At 65.5% G+C, this 25,189-nt stretch carries 22 protein-coding genes and 1 tRNA gene; 4 read left to right on the top strand and 19 right to left on the bottom strand.

Annotated features, from left to right (window positions below):
* Positions 1–81: 81 nt before the first annotated feature.
* Positions 82–1,014, bottom strand: a complete 933-nt coding sequence (locus ACLH0K_RS05755; protein ID WP_411375865.1) for a Bax inhibitor-1/YccA family membrane protein — start codon at positions 1,012–1,014, stop codon at positions 82–84.
* 480 nt (positions 1,015–1,494) lie between these two features.
* Here ACLH0K_RS05755 and ACLH0K_RS05750 point away from each other — a divergent pair, with 480 nt between their 5' ends.
* The 4 genes from ACLH0K_RS05750 to ACLH0K_RS05735 are packed head-to-tail and all read left to right on the top strand — an operon-like array spanning position 1,495 to position 5,626.
* Positions 1,495–2,790 carry a branched-chain amino acid ABC transporter permease gene (locus tag ACLH0K_RS05750; protein WP_411375864.1) on the top strand — a complete coding sequence of 432 codons (1,296 nt, stop codon included), beginning with the start codon at positions 1,495–1,497 and terminating at the stop codon, positions 2,788–2,790.
* A gap of 9 nt (positions 2,791–2,799) precedes the next feature.
* Positions 2,800–3,768 carry a branched-chain amino acid ABC transporter permease gene (locus tag ACLH0K_RS05745; RefSeq protein WP_411375863.1) on the top strand — a complete coding sequence of 323 codons (969 nt, stop codon included), beginning with the start codon at positions 2,800–2,802 and terminating at the stop codon, positions 3,766–3,768.
* On the top strand, positions 3,765–4,856 hold the full coding sequence (locus ACLH0K_RS05740) for an ABC transporter ATP-binding protein (protein ID WP_411375862.1): 1,092 nt from the start codon (positions 3,765–3,767) through the stop codon (positions 4,854–4,856). Before ACLH0K_RS05745 ends, ACLH0K_RS05740 begins: the two co-directional genes overlap by 4 nt.
* Positions 4,853–5,626 (top strand): ABC transporter ATP-binding protein, encoded by a 774-nt coding sequence (locus ACLH0K_RS05735; RefSeq protein ID WP_411375861.1) that lies wholly within the window; start codon positions 4,853–4,855, stop codon positions 5,624–5,626. Before ACLH0K_RS05740 ends, ACLH0K_RS05735 begins: the two co-directional genes overlap by 4 nt.
* A gap of 70 nt (positions 5,627–5,696) precedes the next feature.
* On the opposite strand, the gene ACLH0K_RS05730 is transcribed toward ACLH0K_RS05735, so the two are convergent.
* From ACLH0K_RS05730 to ACLH0K_RS05645, 18 genes are all read right to left on the bottom strand, one after another.
* A complete protein-coding gene (locus ACLH0K_RS05730; protein ID WP_411375860.1) occupies positions 5,697–7,049 on the bottom strand; it encodes an ABC transporter substrate-binding protein in 1,353 nt (450 codons plus the stop codon).
* 216 nt (positions 7,050–7,265) lie between these two features.
* Positions 7,266–7,339, bottom strand: a tRNA-Leu gene (locus tag ACLH0K_RS05725).
* 128 nt (positions 7,340–7,467) lie between these two features.
* The gene (locus tag ACLH0K_RS05720; protein ID WP_411375859.1) at positions 7,468–8,946 is read right to left on the bottom strand and encodes an NAD(P)/FAD-dependent oxidoreductase; all 1,479 of its coding nucleotides are present in this window, start codon (positions 8,944–8,946) and stop codon (positions 7,468–7,470) included.
* Between the two features lie 38 nt (positions 8,947–8,984).
* Positions 8,985–10,385 (bottom strand): S8 family serine peptidase, encoded by a 1,401-nt coding sequence (locus ACLH0K_RS05715; RefSeq protein ID WP_411375858.1) that lies wholly within the window; start codon positions 10,383–10,385, stop codon positions 8,985–8,987.
* 5 nt (positions 10,386–10,390) lie between these two features.
* Complete coding sequence (locus tag ACLH0K_RS05710; protein ID WP_411375857.1) at positions 10,391–11,350, bottom strand: exopolyphosphatase; 960 nt, start codon at positions 11,348–11,350, stop codon at positions 10,391–10,393.
* Positions 11,347–12,018, bottom strand: coding sequence for a DUF501 domain-containing protein (locus ACLH0K_RS05705; RefSeq protein WP_411375856.1), 672 nt, complete (start codon positions 12,016–12,018; stop codon positions 11,347–11,349). The genes ACLH0K_RS05710 and ACLH0K_RS05705 overlap by 4 nt, the downstream gene beginning before the upstream one ends.
* A gap of 28 nt (positions 12,019–12,046) precedes the next feature.
* Positions 12,047–12,712: an FtsB family cell division protein gene (locus ACLH0K_RS05700; protein ID WP_411375855.1), complete on the bottom strand. Its 666-nt coding sequence runs from the start codon at positions 12,710–12,712 to the stop codon at positions 12,047–12,049.
* Positions 12,713–12,834: 122 nt separating this feature from the next.
* Positions 12,835–14,115, bottom strand: a complete 1,281-nt coding sequence (gene eno, locus ACLH0K_RS05695; RefSeq protein ID WP_411375854.1) for a phosphopyruvate hydratase — start codon at positions 14,113–14,115, stop codon at positions 12,835–12,837.
* 116 nt (positions 14,116–14,231) lie between these two features.
* On the bottom strand, positions 14,232–14,840 hold the full coding sequence (locus tag ACLH0K_RS05690; protein ID WP_411376414.1) for a MazG nucleotide pyrophosphohydrolase domain-containing protein: 609 nt from the start codon (positions 14,838–14,840) through the stop codon (positions 14,232–14,234).
* Between the two features lie 58 nt (positions 14,841–14,898).
* Positions 14,899–16,035: an adenosine deaminase gene (locus tag ACLH0K_RS05685; RefSeq protein WP_411375853.1), complete on the bottom strand. Its 1,137-nt coding sequence runs from the start codon at positions 16,033–16,035 to the stop codon at positions 14,899–14,901.
* 39 nt (positions 16,036–16,074) lie between these two features.
* Entirely contained in the window at positions 16,075–16,797 is a 723-nt protein-coding gene (locus tag ACLH0K_RS05680; protein ID WP_411375852.1) for a DedA family protein, read from the bottom strand.
* Between the two features lie 222 nt (positions 16,798–17,019).
* The gene (locus ACLH0K_RS05675; RefSeq protein WP_411375851.1) at positions 17,020–17,649 is read right to left on the bottom strand and encodes a DedA family protein; all 630 of its coding nucleotides are present in this window, start codon (positions 17,647–17,649) and stop codon (positions 17,020–17,022) included.
* 6 nt (positions 17,650–17,655) lie between these two features.
* Positions 17,656–18,972, bottom strand: a complete 1,317-nt coding sequence (locus ACLH0K_RS05670; RefSeq protein ID WP_411375850.1) for a thymidine phosphorylase — start codon at positions 18,970–18,972, stop codon at positions 17,656–17,658.
* The gene (locus tag ACLH0K_RS05665; protein ID WP_411376413.1) at positions 18,969–19,319 is read right to left on the bottom strand and encodes a cytidine deaminase; all 351 of its coding nucleotides are present in this window, start codon (positions 19,317–19,319) and stop codon (positions 18,969–18,971) included. The genes ACLH0K_RS05670 and ACLH0K_RS05665 overlap by 4 nt, the downstream gene beginning before the upstream one ends.
* A 59-nt stretch (positions 19,320–19,378) precedes the next feature.
* On the bottom strand, positions 19,379–20,698 hold the full coding sequence (locus tag ACLH0K_RS05660) for an ABC transporter permease (RefSeq protein ID WP_411375849.1): 1,320 nt from the start codon (positions 20,696–20,698) through the stop codon (positions 19,379–19,381).
* Positions 20,695–22,080, bottom strand: a complete 1,386-nt coding sequence (locus tag ACLH0K_RS05655; protein ID WP_411375848.1) for an ABC transporter permease — start codon at positions 22,078–22,080, stop codon at positions 20,695–20,697. Before ACLH0K_RS05655 ends, ACLH0K_RS05660 begins: the two co-directional genes overlap by 4 nt.
* Complete coding sequence (locus tag ACLH0K_RS05650; RefSeq protein ID WP_411375847.1) at positions 22,073–23,647, bottom strand: ABC transporter ATP-binding protein; 1,575 nt, start codon at positions 23,645–23,647, stop codon at positions 22,073–22,075. The genes ACLH0K_RS05655 and ACLH0K_RS05650 overlap by 8 nt, the downstream gene beginning before the upstream one ends.
* Before the next feature lie 175 nt (positions 23,648–23,822).
* A complete protein-coding gene (locus tag ACLH0K_RS05645) occupies positions 23,823–24,929 on the bottom strand; it encodes a BMP family lipoprotein (protein ID WP_411375846.1) in 1,107 nt (368 codons plus the stop codon).
* Positions 24,930–25,189 lie beyond the last annotated feature (260 nt).

The following is a 25,189-nucleotide window of genomic DNA, read 5'->3' as shown; positions in this document are numbered from 1 at the left end:
GTCCAACTATCGGGGACCAGTTCACTGAGGTGGGGCCCTTCGTGTGTAAGGCTCGTACGACGGCGGCGGCCGCCTTTGCGGTTATTCGTCCCCGCGGAGGATGGCCAGCAGGCGAATGATCTCCACGTACAGCCAGACCAGGGTGACGGTCAGGCCGAAGGCCGCGGTCCAAGAGAAGCGCTGCGGTGCGCCGCTGCGGACGCCCTCCTCGATGCTGGTGAAGTCCATGATCAGCGAGAACGCGGCCAGGCCGATGGCAAGCAGGCCGATCAGGACGCCGAGCGGGATACCGAAAATTTCCACGCTGGTGCGCAAGCCGAACGGCTCCTGCACCGCGCCGGTCCACATCATCACCATGTTGACCAGCGAGAACACCAGGTAGCCGATGATGGCGATCATGAAGAACCGCATGGCCTTCGGGGTGGCGCGGACCTTGCCGCTCTTGAACAGCACCAGCGTCACGGCGAAGACCGAGAGCGTACCGATAACTGCCTGCAGGCCGACGCCGGGGAACTGCGCGTCGAGGATCCGGGTCAGGCCGCCCAGGAAGAAACCTTCGAGGACTGCGTAGGCCAGGATAAGCGCCGGCGAAGGCTGCTTCTTGAAGGTGTTGACCAGTGCCAGCACGAAGCCGCCGAGGGCGCCGACGATCATCAGGAGCGACGCCAGGCCCATGCCCACCACCAGGGTGACGGCTGCGCCTGCGATGACGGCACCGAGGCAGGCTGCCGTCTTGACGATAACGTCGTCGAACGTCATCCGTCCGGTATCGACAGGACCGGCCGAAGGCTGGTTGTACATCTGGCGCAGCTGCTCATCGCTCATAGGCTGCTGCGTGTTCCAGCCCTGCTGGCCGTAGGGGGCCTGGGCGTAGGGCTGCTGTCCGTAGCCCGGCTGCCCGTAAGGCTGCTGGCCATAAGGATTGTGTCCGTAGGGAGCCTGCGGGACAGGCGGTGCCTGCGTGGCTCCACGGAAGCTTCTTCCGTTGAAGATCGGGTTGCCGCCAAGTGCCATTGCGGAGTTCCTCCATGTGGTGTGTTGTGAACCTTAAGGTTTACGCTACCAATTACCACGCCAATGCACCTCTGAAAGTTCCCCCCGAAACGCGGGTGCAACGCAACCGTGACCCGGCGCGGACCCACGGGAGCCGGCGGCCTGGAAGGCTGGCGCTTCCTGCAGGAGATAGAGACACCGTAGCTCAACAAAGGTTTCGCAGCGGGTTTCAGCCATGCCGTGGTGTTCCGTTCCGCCAGTTGTTACCTGATCGCTACCAATAAGGCCTGGACCTCGCCATTTACCGCATCCTGCGCGCTGTAGCATAAGCCAAGCAGGGTGACGGAACTCACACGCGTGGCGGTGCCGGGCGGGATGGTGCCTCCCCACCCTGCATCCGTTCGCAGCGGCTGTAAAGGCGCAGCCGAGACCGCCCCCAAGTGGAGGTTTTTCAATTTGAGAAGTACACCCCAAGGCCAGCCGGCCGCACGACGCCGGAGATTGCCAGGGCTGCTGGGTGCCATCAGCGCTGCCATCCTTGCACTCCTCCTGCTGGCCGCTCCGGCAACCCAGGCCGCTTCCCCCTCACCGACACCATCCCCGTCGAACCAAACCTTCCAGAACAACATCAGCGGATTCCTCCGCGATGACACCCGCGCACCCCTCGCGGACGTGACCATCACCGCCACGAAGGGGGACTTCACCGGCACCGCCAAGTCGTCGGCGAACGGATCCTGGAACATCGGCGTGCCCGAGCAGGGCACGTACACGGTGGAACTTGACGAATCCACCCTGCCGGAAGGCATCACCCTGGCCGAGGGGCAGGAGAACCCCCGCGAGGTCACCTTCAGCCAAACCTCCAACCTGTCCGTGATCTTCGCCTTCGGCAAGGGCATCGTGGTGCAGCAGCAGGACTTCGGGCAGAACCTGCTGAACCGCCTGGTGGCCGGGCTGAGCTTCGGCCTCCTCCTCGCCCTGGCGTCCGTGGGACTGTCGCTGATCTTCGGCACTACCGGCCTCACCAACTTCGCCCACGGCGAGATGGTGACCCTGGGCGCCGTCCTGGTCTTCGCCTTCAACGCCATGGGGCTGCCGTTCTGGCTGGCGCTGGTCCTGTCCCTGCTGGGCGGCGCCCTCTTCGGGTATGCCCAGGACCGGGGCCTCTGGCGGCCGCTCCGCCGCCGGGGCACGGGCCTGGTTCCCATGATGATCGTCAGCATCGGCCTTGCCCTGGCCGTGCGCTACGTCATCCAGTTCTACTTCGGCGGCGCCACGCAGCAGCTCCCCTTCGCACAAAGCCCCGAAGTGCAGCTGGGTCCGGTGTCCATCTCCCCCAACAACCTGTGGTCCCTGGGCATCAGCGCCGTGGTGATCGCGCTGCTCGGCCTGGTGCTGCTCAAGACCCGGCTGGGCAAGGCCACCCGTGCAGTAGCGGATAACCCCGCGCTGGCCGCCGCCTCCGGCATTGACGTTGACGGGGTCATCCGCCTGGTCTGGATCACGGGCGGCATGCTGGCGTCGCTCGGCGGCATCCTGTGGGCCTACTACCGGCCAGGCGTCACGTTCGACATGGGGTCCGCCATCCTGCTGCTGATCTTCGCGGGCGTCACCCTCGGCGGCCTGGGAACGGTCTTCGGCGCGCTGGTGGGGTCCATCATCGTGGGTATCTTCGTGGAGCTCACCACTGTGTTTGGCCTCGCCGCCGACCTCAAGTACGTAGGAGCGCTGTTCATCATGATCGTTGTCCTGTTGTTCAGGCCCCAGGGCATCCTGGGCCGGCGCGAGCGAGTGGGTTAGGAGAAAGCCGTGGATTTTGGATTCATTCTTGCCAGTGCTGCCGGCGAAATCTTCAGCCCCACCACTGCCGCCTACGCCCTCGCCGCGCTCGGCCTCGCTGTTCACTTCGGGTACTCGGGGCTGCTGAACTTCGGACAGGCCGGCTTCATGGCGGTGGGCGCGTATGGCTTCGCCATCTCAACCCTCAGCTTCGGTGTCCCGTTCTTCGTGGGACTTCTGATCGCCGTCGTTGCCTCGGCCGCCTTCGCCCTGCTTCTTGGCATCCCCACCCTCCGGCTCCGGGCGGACTACCTTGCCATCGTTACCATCGCCGCAGCGGAAATCGTCCGCTACATCGTGACCACGAACCAGCTGACCGCGGTGACCGGCTCAGCCAACGGCCTTGCGGCCTTCGAAGGCGGCTTCTACGCCATGAACCCCTTCCCCGAAGGCGACTACTTCGGCATGAACAACCGGGACTTCTTCATCCGCGTGGTTGGCTGGGCCCTTGTGATCCTTTGCTGCACCCTCGTATGGCTGCTGATGCGCAGCCCCTGGGGGCGCGTGCTGAAAGGTATCCGCGAAGATGAGAACGCCGTCCGCTCCCTCGGCAAAAACGTGTACGCCTACAAGATGCAGGCACTGATCATCGGCGGCGTGCTCGGTGCACTGGCCGGCATGGTCTTCACGCTCCCCCGGGGAGCGGTGCAGCCGGCCAACTACGGCACGGAGCTGACGTTCTTCCTCTACACCTGCCTGCTGCTCGGCGGACTGGCGACCGTCCTTGGGCCCGTCATCGGCGCCATGATCTTCTGGGTGGTCCTCTCGCTCACCCAGGGCATCCTCTACGGCCTGATTGAATCAGGCGCCGTCACGTGGCTGAACACCGTCCAGGCGGGCCAGCTGCGCTACATCCTGGTTGGCGTCGCCCTGATGCTGCTGATGATCTTCCGGCCGCAGGGCGTCTTTGGAAACAAGAAGGAGCTGGCGTTCGCATGAGCATGCACAGCGAAGAAGCAACAACTGCGGGCGGGGGCATGCCGGACTACATGAACGACACCCGCCCCATAACCGCCGGGGAAACAGCCCCGGGCTGCAAGAAGCGGGACCCGATTGTGGTCGCGGAAAATGTCACCCGGAGCTTCGGCGGCATCAACGCGGTGGACGTCGACTACCTCGAGATCCCCCGGCACAAGATCACAGCCCTGATCGGCCCCAATGGGGCCGGCAAAACCACGCTGTTCAACCTGCTCACCGGCTTTGATACGCCCAACAGCGGCAAGTGGCAGTTCGAGGGCAAGAGCCTGGCCGGGGTGTCGCCCTACAAGGTGGCGCGTATGGGGATGGTCCGAACCTTCCAGCTGACGAAAGTCATGGGCAAACTCACCGTCATGGAAAATATGCGGCTGGGAGCGGCAAACCAGCCCGGCGAAAGCCTCGCCAAGGCACTCTTCAAGGGCATCTGGGGTGGGCGGGAGAAGGAAATCACCGCCCAGGCAAACGTCCTCCTCGAGAAGTTCAAGCTCGATGCCAAAAAGGACGACTACGCGGCGTCGCTCTCCGGCGGCCAGCGCAAGCTGCTGGAGATGGCCCGCGCCCTGATGGTGCAGCCCAAGCTCGTAATGCTCGATGAGCCCATGGCCGGTGTCAATCCCGCCCTGACGCAGTCGCTGCTGGACCACATCAAGAACCTCAAGGCTGAAGGCATGACGGTCCTTTTCGTCGAGCACGACATGCATATGGTCCGCCACATCGCGGACTGGGTGGTGGTCATGGCCGAGGGAAAGGTCGTTGCGGAAGGCCCTCCCGGTGAAGTGATGAAGAATCCCGCGGTCATCGATGCTTACTTGGGTGCCCACCACGACGTTGACCTGGGCGACTCCGAGGGCTTCAAGGAACTCGCTGCCGAACTGGTAGCCGACGAGGAATCGATTGTCGGCACGGAAAACGCCGGGATCATCTCATTGGATACCGTGAACGAAGAGGAGGCCGGCACGCGGGGTACCGCAGATGAGGGCCGCAGCAGCCGCCACGGCAGTACCCACCGGGACATCACAGAGCACCGTGCAGGGAAGGACAGCGAATGAGCAGCACCAGCACAGCCCCCGCCGCCCAGCCCGTCGATGATGGCGACGCCGTCGTCAGGGTCAGGGACCTGGTGGCCGGATACCTTCCCGGGGTCAACATCCTCAACGGATGCAGCATCGAGGCCCGCAAGGGTGAACTGATCGGCATCATCGGCCCAAATGGCGCCGGCAAGTCCACCCTCCTGAAGGCCATGTTCGGCCTGGTGAAGGTGCATTCCGGCAGCGTGGTGGTCCGGGGGCAGGACATCACGGGTCTGAAGGCAAACAAGCTGGTGAGCCGCGGGGTGGGCTTCGTCCCGCAGACCAACAACGTGTTTGCCACACTCACCATCGAGGAGAACCTCCAGATGGGCATGTTCCAGCGGCCCAAGGACTTCGCCGAGCGGTTCGACTTCGTGACCAGCCTCTTCCCCGAACTGGGGAAGCGCCGTGCCCAGCGGGCCGGATCGCTGTCCGGCGGTGAACGCCAGATGGTGGCCATGGGCCGCGCCCTGATGATGGACCCGGCCGTGCTCCTGCTCGACGAGCCCTCAGCCGGCCTCTCCCCCGTCAAGCAGGACGAGACCTTCCTGCGCGTGCACGAGATCAACCGTGCGGGCGTATCCGTGATCATGGTGGAACAGAATGCCCGGCGCTGCCTGCAGATCTGCGACCGTGGCTACGTCCTCGACCAGGGCCGGGATGCCTACACCGGCACCGGCCGCGAACTGATGAAAGACCCCAAGGTCATCCAGCTCTACCTCGGCACCCTGGCCGACACAGTCGAGTAGCAACACTTTCCGACACACAAAGGAGCCCCCGTCCGGTTGGACGGGGGCTCCAGTGCTTTGTGCAGGCTTCTTACAGCTTGCCGAACTCCGCCTGGACAGGCTCGAGCTTATTGTCGTTCGTGTACCGGTAGATACCGATGTACGCTTCGGTGGGGTCACCGGCGTCCGAGAAGGTCACCGGGCCGGACTGTCCGTCGTAGTCGATGTCCTTGCCCTCGCGCAGCAGCGTGACGCACGAGGCGAAGTTGTTGCACTTCTCGCCGGACTCGGAGACTGCCTTGAGCTGCTTCGCGATCTCCGGACCGCTGGTGCTGCCCGCAGCCTCGGCTGCCAGGGCAATGAGGTTCACGGCGTCGTAGGACTCGCCGCCGTAGGTAAAGTCCTTCAGTGCCGGATCGATCTCAAGAAGCTTTTTGGTGAAAGCCTCGTTGGCGAAGGTACCCGGGAAGGTGCCGTGCGCGCCCTCCAGTGTTCCGGGCTGGAAGTCCTTGCTGTAGTCCGCGGTGTTGCCGTCAACCAGGAACATGTTCCCGGACTCGAAGCCCTTGCCGGTGACCAGCGGAACGATGCTCTTGGCCTGGTCGAAGGTGATCAGGGCGATCGCGTCGGGCTGGGCAGCGATGACCTTGTCCACCTGGCTGCTGAACTGGGTGTCGCCCTCGTTGAACAGTTCCTCGGCGACGACCTTGCCGCCGGCGGATTCGAAGGCTTCCTTGATGTTCTTGGCCAGGCCGGTGCCGTAGGCATCGTTAAGGACGATCATGCCGACAGTCTGGGCGCCACAGGTTGCCATGTAGTTGCCCAGGACCTTGCCCTGCAGGACGTCCGAGGGAGCGGTGCGCCAATACAGGCCCTTGTCATCCCAGGTGGTGAAGTCCGGGGAGGTGTTAGCCGGGGAGAACTGGACGACGCCGGCACCGGTGATCTGGTTGATGACGGTCTTGGAGACGCCGGAGGAGGCGGCACCAATGATCGCGTTCACGCCCTGGCCCAGCAACGCCGTCGTCGACTGGGTGGCGATATCCGTCTTGGTGTCGCCCGAGTCACGGTGGATCACCTCCACCGGCTTTCCGAGGACACCGCCAGCGTCATTTACTTCCTTGACGCCGAGGTTGACACCGGCGATTTCGGGCGGGCCGAGGTAAGACAAGGATCCCGTGGTGGGCAGCAGTGAGCCAAGCTTCAGCGGGGTCTCAGTCGAGCCCTTGGACGGCGGCACCGCGCCGGCTGCGACGGTAGCCGGGGCTGAACTGCCGCCGGTGGCGCCGGGGTCGGGGCACGCGATTCCTGCCGCTCCTCCGGTATTGGTCTCGGTTGCCGTGGGTGTGGACGAACCGCCGCAAGCCGTTGCCATGAAGGCGACGCCGATACCAAGCGCTGTCAGCCTGGCAACGCGGGTTCCCGACTTGGGGAATAAAGTCATTTACGAGCTCCTCGATCTAAAGGTGCGAACGGCCTTTGACACGAAAAATCAGGGATTCCTGATTCAGGTTCAAGCTAATGCATATCCCCGGCGAACATAAGTGAGAGAGGTCACATCCTTATAACAGTCGTTGCATATGTGGAATTAAACGAAGAAGGCCGCCCGCGGGTGCGGGCGGCCTTCGGTCCGGCGGCCTTCTTCGCCGGCTGCCTTTTGTACCCCAGGTGGGACTCGAACCCACAACACGCGGATTTTAAGTCCGATGCCTCTGCCAATTGGGCCACTGGGGCGCCGGGTCAATGGTATCCCGTCTCAGCCGGGCGAAAGGTTCGGCGTACCGGAAGACGCCTGCAACCCTGGTGATGCAAAACGGCGGCTGCCCCGCAAGGGGACAGCCGCCGTCGTGCGCTGTGCGTTACTACTTGGCCTGCGCCGGAATCGATTCCTTCGGCTGGACGGCCGTGGAGCCGGCGCCGCCAGCGGCGGGAGCTGCAGGCGCGGCGGGCGCGGAAGCAGCAGCCGGCTTGGGTGCCGGGGTGGCGGCAGCGACGAATGCGCCGCGCGGGTTGTCCAGGTCCACCAGCTGGGTGGTGTCGCGGCCGGCGAAGAAGCTGATGATCCAGTTGAAGATCACCCGGAATTTGCGCTCGAACGTGGGCATGGCCAGCCCGTGGTAGCCGCGGTGGGCCAGCCAGGCGAGCCCGCCCTTGAGTCCGATGCTGCCCACCAGGTTGATGTTGGCAACACCCTTCCACTCGCCGAAGCCGGCCACAGCACCCAGGTTCTTGTGCTTGTAGTCCTTCAGCGGCTTCTCCCACCGGGAAGCCCAGAGGTTCTTGGCAAGGCGCTTGGCCTGGCGGAGGGCATGCTGGGCATTGGGCACGCAGGTGCCGTCCGGGAGGCCCTTGCCGGTAAGGTCCGGGACAGCGGCGATGTCGCCGGCAGCCCAGACGTTCTCAACGATGCCTTCGTCGCCGGCAACGCGCAGATCCGGGAGGACGCGGACGCGGCCGCGGGGCTCCAGCGGGAAGTCGGTGGAGCGGACCATCGGGTTGGCCTGCACGCCGGCAGTCCAGACGAGGGTGTCGGCTTCGAATTCCTGGGCGGGGGTCTTGTCCGGCAGGTTGATGAGCTTGAGGGTGCCCTCGGCGCTGTCCAGCGAGGTGTTCAGCAGGACCTCGATGCCACGGCTGCGCAGGTGCTCAACAACCCATTCGGCCTGCTTCGCGGTGACCTCGGGCATGATGCGGCCCATGGCTTCCACCAGGACGAAGCGGACTTCCTCCTGCTTGATCCGGGGGTTGTTGCGGACAGCGGCGCGGGCCAGGTCCTCCATCTCGGTGATGCATTCGATGCCGGCGAAGCCGCCGCCCACCACCACAAAGGTCAGCGCCCTGGCGCGGGCGGCAGGATCGGTCATCGTGGATGCAACCTCGATGCGCTCCAGGAGCTTGTTGCGCAGCGCAACGGCTTCCTCGATGGTCTTCAGTCCAATGCCCTTGTCCGCCAGGCCCTTGATCGGGAAGGTGCGGGTGATGGCGCCTGCCGCCAGGACAACGTCGAAGTAGGGAACCTCGAAGTTCTCGCCGCCGTCGGAGGGTGCAACCACTGCCGTGCGGTTGGCGTGGTCGATCGAGGTCACGCGGCCCTGGATCAGCTCGGTCTGCTTGAGGTGCTTGCGGTGGGAGACCACAGCGTGGCGGGCCTCAATGTTGCCGCCTGCCACCTCGGGCAGGAACGGCTGGTAAGTCATGTAGGGCAGCGGATCCACGAGGGTGACGATGCCACCGGCATTCGCGATCTTCTTCTGCAGTTTGAGTGCTACGTACAGGCCGACGTACCCGCCGCCGACGACGAGTACCCTGGGACGGTCCTGGAGCTCTGGGGTGGTTGCCATGGTTTAAGGATAGCGCAGTTTGTGAAAATCTTCACTAACTACTCCGAGGCCGGGTAATGCTGGGGTTTCCGTCCCGAATCCACCTTCTCGAACGCTCCGGTTTCAGCGTCGTCGGAAGCAGCGAGGACAGGATCCCGCGCTGCCCTGCGCAGCTGCACTGCCGCTGCCGCGATGATGGCCACGAACAGCAGTGCGAACCCGATGACGACGGCGGCGCCGATGGCCGTGTCGCGCCGGGAGGGTGCCTCCGCTGCCGGCACCGTGGGGTTGGGAAGCATTGGTGCTGCGCTGGGCACGTCTGCGCTGGGTACGGGGGTTGGAGTGGCGGGATTGCCCCTGCGGTGCACCCTGATCCATTCCGCAATTGTTCCCAAGGGGTTGGCCTTGGCCTCCGGCACGTCGGCTTTCAGTGCTGCCTCGGCGTTGAGGATGCCGTAGCCGTAAAGCGGGTCCTTGCCCGGCGGTCCGGCGTCCTTGGCCGTCGACACAATCCGGTTGATCACCTGCTCTGCAGTCATCGCAGGCCACTTCGACCTGATGAGGGCTGCAACGCCGGCAACAATGGGCGTGGAACCGGACGTTCCCGCCCATTCGGCGTAGCCGCCGCCGGGCAGCCCGCCCAGCAGGTTCTGGGCCGGCGCAGCCACACCGATACTGATGCCCTGCGAGGATGCGTCGACGCTGGCCGTTCCCGTGCGGTCGAGGCCGGCGACGGTCAGGACACCGGGAATGGTGGCAGGAGCGCCGACCTGGGTGTTGCCGCCGATCCGGTTCCCGGCCGCGGCAACGATCACCACGTCTTTCTGCTCGGCGTAGAGGAAGGCCGCGTCCCAGCTTTGCGGCCATTCCGGCGTGGTGCTGCCAAGCGAGATATTGATGACTTTGGCGCCGTTGTCCACTGCCCACCGCACGGCTTCGGGGATCTGGTCCTGGTCGCTCTTTCCGGAGGGGTTGGGAGAACCAAGCCAGGTGGAAACCGCGAGGATCTGCGCCTCCGGGGCAACTCCCATAATTCCGTCGGGAGCCTGGGCTGCCGGCCCGGGGGTGGGCGTGGGTGTGGCACCTGCGGGCTGGTGCCCGCGTCCGGCAAGCATGGTGGCTACGAGCGTGCCGTGTTCCGGCTTTGCGCCGACGCTTTTCTGCCCGTCAGGCTGCCCGGAGCCCGAGGCGTCGTAGCCGCCAACAATGGCGCCTTTAAGGTCTGGGTGCCCGGCGTCGACGCCGCTGTCGATGACGGCCACCTTCACCCCCGCGCCCTTCGACACTTCCCAGGCCTTGGTGATGCCTGATTCCGCCAGCCAGTACTGTTTGTCCCGCCACTCGTCCGCCCGTGCCGCGGGCGCGGTGATCAGGCCGGTACACAGGCAGCAGCCCGCCAGGACCAGCGCCAGCAGTGCGGCTCCTGTCCTCTGCAGCATCGGGTGGGTGGGTGCTTGCATGGAATTCAGCCCATGCCCGGGGCGATACTCAGGGCGATGCCGTCGAGGATGTCGTGTTCGCTGGCTGTGGCTGTGGTGATCCGTCCGTCGCTGAGTCCGCCGAGGCGTTCCAGGATGCGGCGCCAGACAAGTGCTCCCGCCCCGATGACGTCCACTCGGCCGGGGTGCATGTACGGCAGCGCGGCACGGCCGGACCGGACCATCTCCAGGAGGTCGGTGGAGGCGGCATGGACAGTGTCGATGGGAAGCTCGGTACCGTGGATGATGTCCGGGCTATACCCGGGCAGCCGGAGGGCATGTGCGGTGATGGTGGTGATGGACCCGGCAACGCCGACGACGGCGGTGGCGCGTTCCAGCGGGACGTCCTGTCCAGCGCGGGCAATCGCTGCGTCCACGTCGGCTTCCGCCGCCGCGATCTGTTCAGCGGTGGGCGGATCACTCCGCAGGTGGCGTTCCGTAAGGCGGACGCAGCCGATGTCCACGGACTTCGCTGCGGTGACTCCTGCCGCCGTGCCCAGAACGAACTCGGTGCTGCCGCCGCCAAGGTCCACTACCAGGACCTGGTGCCCGTCAAGGATGGGCAGCACGCTGCTGGCCCCTGCGAAGGACAGTGCCGCTTCCTCGTCCCCGGAAATCACTTCCGGCTCCACGCCAAGGAGATCTCGGATACCGGTCACGAAGACGTCCCTGTTGCGGGCATCCCGGCTTGCGGAGGTGGCAACAAAGCGGACAGCCTCAGCGCCGTGTTCGCGGATGAGGCGGGCGTAGTCTGCTGCGGCCGCGAAGGTACGCTTGAGCGCTTCCGGCGCCAGTTCGCCGGTGGCGTCAACGCCCTCGCCCAGCCGGACCACGCGCATTTCCCGCACCACATCCTGGAGGCTCGTAGAACCGCTGCTGCGCTGAATGTCTGCGATCAGGAGGCGGATGGAGTTCGTACCGCAGTCAATGGCGGCTACCCGCGTCACTGGCTTGCCTCCGACTGCGTGGCGGACTTCCTTACCGGCGCCGGCCTGCCCACGATATTCGGCAGGCCCTGGGGCCCGTGCCGGCTGAGGTCCTTGGAGGGCGCCTCGCCGGTGGTGTCCCAGGCGCCGTCGCAATAGCAGGTGTCCGGAGTCCACCATTCGCGGATCTGGAGCAGCGCCTCGTCGCCGAGGGGGTTTACTCCGGGCCCGGCTGCCAGCGACTGCCCCACCAGGACATGAAGGCATTTGACCCGGGTGGGCATGCCGCCGGCAGACACACCCTCGATTTCGGGCACGGCGCCTATGCCCGCGCGTTCCCCGATGGAGTTCCGGGCTGCCAGGTAGGCCTCGTGGGCGGAGCGGTAGGCGTCGGCAAGGCCGGGATCCGCAGCCAGCTGCTCGTTCATGGTGTTCATGACGCCTGCTGCTTCAAGCCGGGACACCGCGGAGGTGATGACCGGATGCGTCAGGTAGAAGGTGGTGGGGAACGGGGTACCGTTGCCCAGGCGCGGCGCCGTTGCAGCGACCAGCGGGTTGCCGCAAATGCAGCGGGCCGGAATTTCCACCACGTCGCGTACCGGACGTCCGAGCTGCCGGCTCAGTACTTCGAGGTCGTGCGGTGATGGCTGGCGGGATTCCTCCCGGGCGGCTTCCGTGCTGTTTTCCACTGTCGCGGGCCGTCCTTCCTGTGGCGGTTCAGTCTGTGGCCGCGCGCGTGATGGACTCCCACAGGGAATCCACCCACGGCAGATCGGCGGGGTCTTGTGCTGCCGCGGCGGTCGGGCCACTGGTTTCCGCTGCGGGCATATCACTGCCGAAGACCCAGTAGCCGGTTTCACCCGGCATAACCATGTTAATGCGGTCGCGGGCCTGCTGTTTCACGTAGTTGGGGTCCTGCCAGCGGGACACCTGCTGCCGGAGGGCGTCACCTTCCGCCTCCCTGGCGGCGATGTCGGCGTTCAGCGCATCGATCTCGGCCTTTTTATCGAAGAAGATCTTGACGGTAGGCGCGAGCATGATGGTGATGGCGATCATCACCACTGCGAGGGCCAGCATCCGTCCTGAGAAGGCCTTGGCCGGCACGGGATGCTGGTCCTCCGCCGCGGAATCTCCGCTGCCAGCGCTGCTGCCCGTGCGGCCGGCATCCTTGCGGGACGGACTTTCCTTGCGCTCACCGCCGCCGCCCTTCGCCGGGCCGCCGGCGTCCGGCGCCAGGCCCGACCGGTCCTGGCCTGGGCCGTCCTTGCCTGAGCCGAAATCCGCCTGGATCACGTGCGCGCCCTGGCGGGAACCGCCGTCGTTGTTCTCCCCCGATGAACGGGCGGGGCTGACCTTGGGGACTTTGGGACGGCGCGTAGCCATGACACTCCTGAAACGCGGCCTGCCTGGGCCGCCACTGTCTGGGCTGGATCCAGTGCTGCTGAAACAACAACGGTGGCTATGGTCTTTCAACCATAGCCACCGTCCGTTGGTTTACGCGGCTACTAGCCCTTGAAACGCGGGAATGCGCTGCGGCCGGCGTAGCGTGCGGCGTCGTCGAGTTCCTCTTCGATGCGCAGCAGCTGGTTGTACTTTGCCACGCGCTCGGAGCGGGCCGGGGCACCGGTCTTGATCTGGCCGGCGTTGGTGGCCACCGAGATGTCGGCGATGGTGGTGTCCTCGGTTTCACCGGAGCGGTGCGAGGTGATGGTGGTGTAGCCGGCACGCTGTGCCAGGCTGACGGCGTCCAGCGTCTCGGTCAGGGAGCCGATCTGGTTGACCTTGACCAGCAGCGAGTTGGCGGTGCTGGTGTCGATGCCGCGCTGCAGGATGGACGGGTTGGTGACGAAGAGGTCGTCGCCCACCAGCTGGACCTTGTCACCGATGGCGTCGGTGAGGGTCTTCCAGCCGTCCCAGTCGTTCTCGTCAAGCGGGTCCTCGATGGAGACCAGCGGGTAGTCGGAGACGAGTTCGGTGTAGTAGGCGCTCATTTCCGCCGAGCTCAGGGACTTGCCTTCGAACTGGTAGGCGCCGTCCTTGAAAAATTCGGAAGAGGCGACGTCCAGGGCCAGCGCGATGTCCTTGCCCGGGGTGTAGCCGGCATTCTTGATGGCCTCCTGGATGAGGTCCAGGGCTGCACGGTTGGAGGGCAGGTTCGGGGCGAAGCCGCCCTCGTCGCCCAGGCCGGTGGACAGGCCCTTTTCCTTCAGGACGGACTTGAGGTTGTGGTAAACCTCCACGCCCCAGCGCAGGCCTTCGGAGAAGGTCTCGGCACCGATCGGGGCGATCATGAATTCCTGGATGTCGACGTCGGAGTCGGCGTGCGAGCCACCGTTCAGGATGTTCATGAGCGGAACGGGCAGCACGTGGGCATTGGGGCCGCCGAGGTACTTGTAGAGGGGCAGGTCGGCGGAAGCTGCTGCGGCGTTGGCCACGGCCAGGGAGACGCCCAGGATGGCGTTGGCGCCAAGCTTGCCCTTGTTGGCGGTGCCGTCCAGGTCCAGCATGGCCTGGTCGATGCTGCGCTGGTCGGTGGCGTCGAAGCCGGTGAGGGCCGGGGCGATCTGGTCGATGATGGCGTCCACGGCCTTCTGGACACCCTTGCCGAGGTAGCGGCCCTTGTCGCCGTCACGCAGTTCGACTGCCTCGTGCTCACCGGTGGAAGCGCCGGAGGGAACTGCTGCGCGGCCGATCTGGCCGTCGGAGAGCAGGACCTCGACTTCCACGGTCGGGTTGCCACGGGAATCGAGGATCTCGCGTGCGTGGATGGCATCGATAAGCGCCATGAATTTGCTCCTTATGGGCGATTAACGGGGAATTTGGCCGAAAACTCGACGTACTCGTCAGGGACCAGCGTAGTCGAGAGTGGTGCGGGTTACGGAAACTTCACCCGCACCGGACGTCATGATGGGTGTTGATGCTGCGATTCCTGCTGCTGGTAGCGGCGGACGGCAGCGCACAGCGCACGTTCGGCGTCCAGACCGGCGGCGTGGGCTGAGCGTACGACGGCGAACAGGTAGTTACCGAGCTCGTCTTCCGTTGCGAAGGGGCCTGCTTCGGACTCGACCGCCAGGGTTTCGGCAGGCTCAGCCACCGGACGTGCCCGGGCGGCGCGGTCAATGGACTTCTGCGCCCGGGCGAGGGCAGGCAGCGCCTGTGGGATCCCCTCGAACGGGTCTTTCCGCTCGGGGCGTTCCGCCCGCTTGACGGCATCCCACTTTTGCACGATCTCTTCCACTGTGGCCGGGAAGCTGTCCTGCAGGGAACCGTCGGGCCTGAAGACGTGCGGGTTGCGGCGGACCATCTTGGCACCCAGCCCGCGCGCCACGTCGTCGAACGTAAATGATCCGCGCTCCCGGGCGAGCCGGGCGTGCAGCACAACCTGGAGCAGCACGTCGCCCAGCTCGCCCTGCAGCTCGGCGTCGGAATGTCCTGCCTCGATGGTTTCCGCCACTTCGTAGGCTTCCTCGATCAGGTATTCCACCAGCGACTCATGGGTCAGCGCACCCATCCACGGGCAGTGTTCCCGCAGCTGCGCAATGACCGTGATCAGCCGGTCGATGGGGGTTTCAGCCAAGGTTGGCGTAGGCGTCGTTGATGTACTCCACCAGCGCTTCCTTTTCCTCAAGGGGCAGGAAGGAGGCCTCGGCGGCGTTCAGGGTCAGTTCGAGCAGGTCGTCCAGGTCGTAGTCGAAGGTCTCCACCAGGAGCTCGAATTCGTCCGTGAGGGTCACGCCGCTCATGAGCCGGTTGTCCGTGTTGATGGTGACGTTGAAGCCCAGCTGGTACAGCATGTCCAGCGGGTGGCTTTCGATGCCTTCGCCGAAACCGGCAATCGCACCGGTCTGCAGGTTGGAGGAGGGGCAGACTTCCAGCGCGATGCCGCGGTCGCGGATCCAGCTGGCGAGGTCGCCCAGCGTGACCAGCCCGACGGTTTCCCCGGCGTCTTCGTCGTCGTCGAACTCCACCATGATGTCCTCCGCGATCCGGACCCCGTGGCCCAGGCGCAGGGCGCGGCCGTCCACCAGCGCGGACTGGATGCTCTCCAGCCCGGCGGCCTCCCCCGCGTGCACGGTGGCGGGGAAGTTCTGCTGGGCCAGGTACGTGAACGCGTCCCGGAAGCGGGACGGCAGGAAGCCGTCCTCGGCGCCGGCGATATCAAAACCAACGGCGCCCTTGTTCCGGTGGCGGACGGCGAGCTCGGCGATCTCCTGGCCTCGGTCGGCATGGCGCATGGCCGTGATCAGCTGGCCCACCTGGATCTCGCGGCCGCTCTCCCCCACAGCCTCGACGCCGGCTTCCAGGCCTTCCTGGACCGCCTCCACAGCTTCATCCAGCGTCAGGCCCTTCTGCAGGTGCTGTTCGGGTGCCCACCGTACCTCGCCGTAAACCACGCCGTCGTCCGCCAGGTCCTCGACGAATTCCTTGGCCACCCGGAACAGGCCTTCCCGTGTCTGCATCACGGCGACGGTGTGGTCGAACGTTTCGAGGTAGCGGACCAGCGAGCCGGAGTCGGCAGATTCCCTGAACCACTCGCCCAGTGCCACAGGATCGGTGGACGGAAGGGTGTGGCCAACGGCCTCAGCCAGTTCGATGATCGTTGCCGGACGGAGGCCCCCGTCCAGATGGTCGTGAAGCGAAACCTTGGGCAGGTTCTTCAGGTCGAAATCGATGGCAGGGGCAGCGTCAACAATAGGCTCAGTCACGTTCCCACCTTAGGGTGGGCAGGGTTTCAACGCCAACGGCTAGGACGCGGCAGGGCCGCCGTCTGCCGACGGCGCCATGACGGTGGAGCCGGAGGTGCCGTTACGGGCTCCCGAAGGCCCGCCGTCAAGCCACTCGTCCACCTCTTTGGCGTCATTGCGCGCAAGGTGCTTATGCCACCAGCGGAGCCCGTGATCGATGAGGATTCCCAGGACAATTGCGAAGACCACGGCGATCCCGGCGCTGAGCAGCGGATTGTGGTGCAGCCAGGGGAAGGAACTGGCCAGCAGGCCGATCCCGATGGAGTATCCCACCCACGTGATGCAGGCGAAGGCATCCAGAAGGAAAAACCGGCGGTGCGCGAAGCCCGTGCTGCCGGCAACATAATTGACGGCGACGCGGCCCCACGGGATGTACCGGGCCGTGAAGATCAGCACTGCACCGCGCTTGTCCAGTTCATACCGTGCCCAGCTGAAAGCCTTGCGGACTTTTGGGCGGCGCATCCATTTCCACCGGTCCAGCCCGATCTTGCGGCCCAGCATAAAAGCCATGTTGTCGCCCGCGACGGCACCGACCAGGGCCGTGGTTCCCAGGATCCAGAGGTTGGGTTCCCCGCTGTGCCGGGAGAAGGCAGCCAGCGCCACGATGAGCGTTTCGCTGGGGACCACCATGGCGAAGCCGTCGACGAAGAAAAAGATGAGCAGGATCGGGTAGATCCACCATTGGCCCGCCGCATGGAGCACGGCCTCATTAATAAACTCCACGCGGTCTTGCTCCTACACCTGATGACGCAGCCAAAGCGGCGCTGCCATAGCGGAAATCGTCCCTAAGTGTCCCACGGCCGGGGCGTCGTTCGCTACGCCCCGGCCCGGAAACAACCTTTCCACGCTACGCTCCTGAGCGGCCTTACGGCGTCGTCCCTGCGGCTGACATCCGATGCCCCATGCCTCCTCCGGAAAGCTGAGCGGCGGCTGGCAGGGCTTCCGTCAGGGCTCAGGTTCCCGCAAGCGCTCAATGACATGGGGTTGGCGACGTACCTTGTTGACCACCAGGTCCACCACGATCCCCAGCGCCACCGCGCAGATGATGGCGATCACTGCGCCCAGCAGGTGGTTTTCCTCGAACCACCGCCCGAAAAAGAGCCCGATGCCCACAGAGTAGCCGGCCCACAGCGTGGCGGAGAGGATAGTCAGCGCAACGAAGCGCAGGTGCGGATAACGTGTCACCCCCGCGGTGAGGTTGACCGCAACGCGCCCGATCGGAACGAAGCGCGCAACCAGGATGAGGGAGGCAGGCCGCTTTCGCAGTTCCCTGCCGGCCCAGCGGAAAGCGCTCTGCATCCGCGGCCCGCGCATCCAGGACCACCGGGTGGTTCCCACTTTGCGGCCAATGAGGTAGGCGATGTTGTCCCCCGTGAAGGCGCCCAGGCCAGCCACCAGCATCAGCAGCCAGGGGTTGGGAACATCCGCGGTTGCGGCGACAGCCGAGAGGCCCACAACCACGGACTCGCTGGGTATGGGCGGGAAGAAGCCGTCAATGACGCAGCACGCCAGCACCAGGAAAAGCACCCAGGGCTGCCCGGCTGCGGCGAGGATAAAGTCATTGATGGCCTGCATGGGTTCCTATGCTATGCGGTCCAGGATCAGCCGCTGCGCCGGCCGCGATCCTTCTGGCGCGATCACCACCGCCTGTTCCAGCGCTCCTCGGGCCCGGGCAAAGCGCTCAGGCGTGTCCGTAAGCAGGGTCATCAGGGGCTCCCCTGCCCGCACCACGGCACCGGGCTTGGCGTGCAGCCGGACTCCCGCCCCTGCCTGGACCGCGTCCTCCTTGCGGGCACGTCCGGCTCCCAGGCGCCAGGCAGCCACGCCCACTGCGAGGGCATCGAGCTCCACAAGCACCCCGTCCGCCGGGGCGTACACCACATCGGATTCCCTGGCCACCGGGAGCTCAGCGCGCGGATCGCCGCCCTGCGCCTCGATCATCCTGTTCCAGACGTCCATGGCACGGCCGTCCTTCAGCGCGGCGGCGGGATCGGCGTCGTGCACTCCGGCCGCGGCGAGCATCTCCTCGGCGAGCCGGACCGTCAACTCCACCACGTCGGCGGGACCGCCGCCGGCGAGCACCTCCACGGATTCCTCCACCTCGATGGCATTTCCCGCAGTGAGCCCCAGCGGGGTGTTCATGTTGGTGAGCAGGGCCACGGTGTTGACGCCGGCGTCCTTGCCCAGCGCCACCATGGTTTCGGCGAGCTCGCGCGCAGAGGATTCGTCCTTCATGAATGCCCCGCTTCCCACCTTGACATCCAGGACCAGGGATCCGGTGCCTTCGGCGATCTTCTTGCTCATGATCGAGGAGGCAATTAGGGGGATCGCTTCAACGGTTCCGGTAACGTCGCGCAGCGCGTAGAGCTTCTTGTCCGCCGGAGCCAGCCCGGCGCCGGCGGCACAGATCACGGCGCCCACGTCCTGCAACTGGGCCAGCATTTCCTCGTTGCTGAGGGTGGCGCGCCACCCGGGAATGGCCTCCAGCTTGTCCAGGGTTCCGCCGGTGTGCCCCAGGCCGCGGCCTGAAAGCTGCGGTACGGCCACGCCGAACACCGCCACCAGCGGTGCCAGCGGCAAGGTGATCTTGTCACCCACCCCGCCTGTGGAGTGCTTGTCCGACGTGTACTTTAGGCCGCCGTCGGGCCGTCGGAGGCTGGAAAAGTCCATGGTCTCGCCGGATGCGATCATCGCCGCGGTCCAGCGTGCAATCTCCGTGCGGTTCATCCCGTTGAGCAGGATGGCCATGTTCAGCGCGGCCATCTGCTCGTCGGCGATGATGCCGCGGGTGTAGGCGTCAATGGTCCAGTCGATCTGCTCCGGGCTCAGGGTGCCTTTGTCCCGCTTGACGCGGATAATGTCAACGGCATCGAAGGCTTCAGCTTTGCTGTTGGTCACCGGGTCTCCTCGAGGTGTTCGGGGCCGAAGGCGTCTGGCAACACCTGGTCCATGGTCTTGATGCCCTGGGTGGTCATGAGTTCCATGTCCGGGGCGCGGAATTCGTACAGGAGCTGCCGGCAGCGGCCGCAGGGCATCAGGACGTTGCCGCTGCCATCCACGCAGTAGAAGGCGCGCAGCCGCCCGCCGCCGGTCATCCGCAGGTTGCCCACCAGGGCGCATTCGGCGCACAAAGTCAGCCCGTAGCTGGCGTTCTCCACGTTGCAGCCGCTGACGATCCGGCCGTCCCCGGTGAGGGCCGCAGCCCCCACCGGGAACTTCGAGTAGGGCGCGTAGGCGTTCTTCATGGCCGCGACGGCGGCGGCCTCCAGGGCCTGCCAGTCCACGGTTGTTCCGTCCACCGCCGTCAACCCTTGACGTACGGGATGCCGCTGGCCGCCGGCCCCCGGGATTTGCCCACCAGCCCCGCCACTGCGAGGACCGTCACCAGGTACGGCAGCATGGCCATGAACTGGCTGGGCACCGGGGTTCCGATGATGGTGACGATGCTCTGCAGGTTGTCCGCGAACCCGAAGAGGAGCGCCGCGAAGAACGCCCCGATGGGGTTCCACCTGCCGAAGATCAGGGCTGCGAGGGCGATGAAGCCGCGGCCGCCGGAAATCTCCTTGGTAAAGCTGTCGATGGCCACCAGGGTGAAGAAGGAGCCGCCAATGCCGGCCACCGCACCGCCCAGGGTGACGTTCCAGAAGCGGGTGGCGTTGACGTTGATGCCAAGGGTGTCGGCCGCCTGGGGGTGTTCACCGACGGCACGGACCCGCAGGCCCCACCTGGTCTTGAACAGCCCAACCCACACCACCAGGACCGCGATGTACATGAGGTAGCCCACCAGTGTCTGCCGGAACAGGATGGGGCCGATGATGGGGATGCTCGACAGGACCGGGATTTCGATGGCGTCAAGTCCGGGCGGGGAGTTGTACCGGTCGCTGTCCTCCTGCATGACGGTGCTGAAGAGGAAGCCGGTGACGCCGGAAACCAGGACGTTCAGGACGACGCCCACGATGATCTGGTTCACCAGGTACTTGATGCTGAACAGGGCCAGCACCATGGACACCAGCGCCCCGGCAACGGCGGCGGCCAGCAGCCCGATGAACGGGTTCTGCGTCATGCTGGCCACGATGGCGGCCGTGAAGGCACCGCCCAGCAGCTGGCCCTCGATGGCGATGTTGACTACGCCTACCCGTTCACACAGGACGCCGGACAGGGACCCGAACACCAGCGGCACGGCCAAGGTGACGGAACCGGCGATCAGGCCGGCCAGGGAGATGCTGGGGGTGCGGGCGCCGCCCACAACCCAGATGAGGAAGGCAGCCACGAACAGGACGATGAAGGTCACGGTCAACCAGCCGGGGGCGGGCCGTTCCCTCGCCTTGAGGTATATGGAGTAGGCCGCCAGTCCCACGAGCAGCACGGACAGCACAATGCCGCCGGCGAAGGCGTTGATGTCCAGTGCAGGCAGCTGGAAAAAGTCTTCGCCTGTGGAGATGCCGAAGCTCGCATTCCGGTGGGGAGCGAGGAACCCGAAGAACACCAGTGCGATCAGGGCGAAGGCGGCCAGCAACACGGGTGTCTTCCAGCTGACCGGCTTGGCGGAAATGGCCGCCGGGTTGTCCGGCGCTCCGGCAGGCCGGGGCGTGCCAGGCCTGGGCGAGGAAACTGTAGTGCTCATGCTGCACCTCCGGTTGTGGCGGCCTGCCGGGACTTGGCGGCACGCGCGGGCTTTTTCCGCCGCGGGTTCATGCCGAATATTGCCCGGACCAGGGGCGGCGCCGCGATGAACAGGACAATCAGCGACTGGACAACCAGCACGATGTCGATGGGTGTGCCGGTCTGGATCTGCATTTGGACCGCTCCGGCGCGGAAGGCGCCGAACAGCAGGCCGGCGGCGAACGTGCCCCACGGCGTCGAACGCCCAAGCAGCGCAACGGTGATGGCGTCAAAGCCGTAGGTGGCGGCCACGCCATCGGTGAGCACCTTTTCCGTTCCGGCCACCTGCGCGACGCCGGACATGCCGGCGAGTCCGCCGGCGATGGCCATCACCAGGATGGTGGACCGGGAGACGTTGATTCCGGCGGTCTGGGCCGCCTTGGGGTTGGCGCCGACGGCCCGGAACTCAAAGCCGACCGTGGAGCGGTTCAAAAGCCACCAGACAAGGACAGTGGCTGCGATGGCCAGGATGAAACCAAGGTGGAGCCGGTACTGGGTGCCCAGGATCTGGGGGTAGACGGCGGTGGGGTCCAGGATCGGCGAGATCGGGTTCGACTCCCCCGGCCGCTGGAACGCCGGTGTGTTCAACAGGTACCGCAGGAAGTACAACGCGATGTAGTTGAACATGATGGTCAGGATGACCTCGTGTGCGCCGGTCCGGGCCTTGAGGACGCCCACGAGGCCGCCCCACAGGGCTCCGCCGGCGATGCCGGCCACCAGGACCAGGAGGAGGTGCAGGCCAAAGGGAAGGTCAAGTGCGAAGCCCACCCAGGCCGCGAGGATGCCGGCCACGATGATCTGGCCTTGGGCGCCGATGTTGAAAAGCCCCGCCCGGAAAGCCAGTGCCACGCCCAGGCCGGCCGTGATGAGCGGCGTGGCAATGGTGAGTGTCTCCGTGAAGGGTGCGAACTGGCCCGCCAGGCTGTTGCCGCGCGGGTTGAACACCGAGCCCTGGAAGAGGGCGATGTAGGAACGGGTGGCGGCATCCCAGACCGCTGCGAGGAAGTCGGTGGGCCGGGCCAGGAAGTAGCCGGCTGTGGTTGCCACGCGCTGATCGGTACTGGCGATCAGCAGGCCGCCGATAATGAGGGCCAGCAGCACCGCGAGGACCGAGACCATGCCGCTGCCGGTGAAGATCCTGCGGAGCAGGGTGTCCGGACCGCCCGGCAGCTGCCCGGACTGGGCTGTTGCCGGGACGGCGGAGGGCTCCATGGCGCCGCCGGCGGTGTCCACGGATACGACGGCTGCTGTTTCCTCCTCGGCAGGGGTGGTGTGGTGGTGCCTGCCGGACGGAGTGGCGCCGTGCCCGCCGTCCGCGTGCTTGGGGGGATGCTTGTCAGACATGGTCGTCTCCCTCGGCGTCAGGGGTGGAAGCCGGGCGCTGGCCGGCCTGGGACGTGTGTGCGTGTTCCTCGGGCGGGATGCCGGCCATCATCAGGCCGAGGGTGTCACGGCTGGTGCCCGCCGGAACGATGCCTACCAGCCTGCCCTTGTAGAGGACGGCGATCCTGTCCGCGAGTTCCATCACCTCGTCCAGTTCAGTGGAGATGATCATCACCGGAGTGCCCTGGTCGCGTTCTGCAACGATCCTGCGGTGCAGGAATTCGATGGATCCCACATCCACGCCGCGGGTGGGCTGGGAGGCGATGAACAGCCGCAGCGGCCGCGAGAGCTCCCGGGCCATCACCACCTTCTGCTGGTTGCCGCCGGAGAGAGTGCCGGCGGCCGCGGCCGCCGACGGGGTCCGGACGTCGAACTCGCCTATGCGGGCCTTGGCGTTTTCCAGGATTTTCGCCGGACTCATGCTGATGCCCCTGGCGAACGGGGGTTTGTCGTAAAGGTCCAGCACCAGGTTTTCCGCCACTGAGAACGTGCCCACCAGGCCGTCCACCTTGCGGTCTTCAGGGACGAACCCGACGCCGGCCTTGAGGACTTCCTTGACGGGCCGGCCCAGGAGTTCCTTGCCGTCGAGCGTTACGGAACCGGATACCCGCTCCTGGAGTCCCAGAATGGCTTCGGTAAGTTCGGTCTGCCCGTTGCCCTGGACGCCTGCGATGGCCAGGATCTCACCGCGGGCGATGTCGAAACTGAGTCCGTCCACCACGTGCTGGCCGTTGGGGGCCACCACCGTCAGGTTCCGGACCTCGAAGGTGTTCTCCTGGGGCTTGGCCGGAGCCTTGTCCAGGTTCAGGCTGACCGCGCGGCCCACCATCATGGAAGCCAGTTCCGTGGTGGGGGCGGAAGGCTCGGCCTTGCCCACCACCTTTCCGCGCCTGATCACGGTGATGGTGTCCGATACTTCCTTGACCTCCCGCAGCTTGTGGGAGATGAAGACGATGGAGGTTCCGGCGGACTTGAGCTGGCGCATGATGTCCAGGAGTTCATCGGTTTCCTGCGGCGTCAGCACGGCAGTGGGTTCGTCGAGGATCAGGACCTTGGCGTTGCGGACCAGTGCCTTGATGATCTCGACGCGCTGCTGGACGCCCACCGGAAGGTCTTCCACCAGGGCGTCGGGATCAACATCGAACCCGTACTGGTCGGAAATGTCCTTGATCCGGCGGCGCGTCTCGTCCAGGTTGAGGAAGCCCGCCGCCTTGGTGGGTTCGGCGCCCAGGGCAACGTTCTCGGCAACCGTGAAGACCGGCACGAGCATAAAGTGCTGGTGCACCATTCCGATGCCTGCGGCCATGGCGTCGCCCGGTCCGCGGAAGGACACCGGTTTGTCGTCGAGGAGGATCTCGCCTTCGGAGGGCTCGTACAACCCGTACAGCACGTTCATGAGGGTGGATTTGCCGGCCCCGTTTTCGCCCAGCAGACAATGGATTTGTCCGGGTTCAACCACCACGTCGATGTGGTCGTTTGCGAGCAGGGTGCCAAAGCGTTTTGTGATCCCTCGGAGTTCAAGTTTCAAAACTCTGACCAATCTTCAGGCGTCCGGCGATCCACCGGACGGGATATGCGGCTGCAGCACCAGCCTAGTGGGTGCAGCCAGGGGATGAGCGGGTGGCGGCCCGCAAAATGGCCAGCAAAAAGCGCCACCGCCCGGCCGGTCAGTGACCGGCCGGGCGTGGCGCCTGCTGGGGGGGTCAGGCCTTCGGGCTCGCTGCCGACTCGACCTTGATCTTGCCGTCGATGATGTCCTTCTCGATCTGTTCAAGTTCGGTCTTCAGCTCGGCCGGAACCTGCGGATCGAGGTCATGGAAGGGTGCCAGCTGGACACCGTCGTTGGCGAGGGTACCGACGTACGGGGTGTTGTCGAACTTGCCGTCCTTGTCGTCCCGCACCACGGTTTCCACGGCGTCGCCCATCAGCTTCATGACGGACGAGAGCATGATGTCCTTGTAGTCGGGGGCAGTGAGGTAGCCGTCCGAGTCGACCCAAATGAGCTTGACGTCCTTGCCGGCGGCCTTGGCCTCCTGCAGCGCCGCTCCCGCGCCCTTGCCCACCGGGCCGGCAACGGGCATCACGATATCGGCGCCCTGGTCGAGGAAGTTCTGGGTGAGCTGCTTGCCCACGTCCTGCTTTTCGAAGTCGCCGGTGAAGCTGCCGTCCTGGGCGTCCTTGTTCCAGCCAAGGAGCTTGACGTCCTTGCCCTTCTGCTCGTTGTAGTACTTCACGCCGTCCGCGTAGCCGTCCATGAAGATGGTGACGGTGGGGATCTTGATGCCGCCGAAGGTGGCGACCGTCCCGGTCTTGGTGGTGCCGGCTGCCAGGTAGCCGGCCAGGAATGCCGCCTGCGCGGTGTCGTAGATAATCGGCTTGACGTTGGCGATGGGAGTCTCGTAGCCAAAGTCGACAATGGCGAAGTGGCTGTCCGGGTTGGCTTCGGCCTGCTTCTTGGTGGCGTCGCCCAGAAGGAAGCCGACCGTGACGGTCAGGTCGCAACCCGCAGTGACCATGGCGCGCAGGTTCGGTTCGAAGTCGTTGTTGGTCTTGGACTCCACCTGGTTGACCTTGATGCCCAGGTCCGCCTCGGCCTTCTTCAGGCCCTCGTAGGAGGACTGGTTGAAGGACTGGTCGTCAAAGCCGCCGGAGTCGGAGACGATGCAGCCGGTGTAGTCGCTGGCGCCTGCGGTGGTGCCGCTGCCGGCCTCGGGGGGTGCGCCGCAACCTGCCAGGACGAGCGCTGTGGCGCCCATGGTGGCCAGGCCTGCGACTGAACCGCGCTTGAGGTGTCCACGCAGTGATGTCATCAAGATTCCTCCAGGATGATGAGAGTGGCGCTACGGCTCGAATTCAATGAGTGTCCGTTTCTGCACTGAGATTCTGTTGTCACTGATGGCACGCAGCACTGCGCCGGAGCGCACTGATACTTCCCACTTTAGTGGCCTGCGCCACGTGGCAGTAGCACAACCGGACGTGATCCTGAAGATTGTTTACAAGTTGTTACCAACCAGTAGGACGCTGGAAGGTCCGGCGGCGGCACTTGCGCAGGTGCCCGCCGTCGGGCCTT

Origin of the sequence: Arthrobacter sp. MPF02, from assembly GCF_046605375.1 — a bacterium.
Lineage (GTDB): Bacteria > Actinomycetota > Actinomycetes > Actinomycetales > Micrococcaceae > Arthrobacter.
The sequence above is the reverse complement of the archived record's forward strand: the minus strand, read 5'-3'. Positions and strand labels throughout refer to the sequence as shown.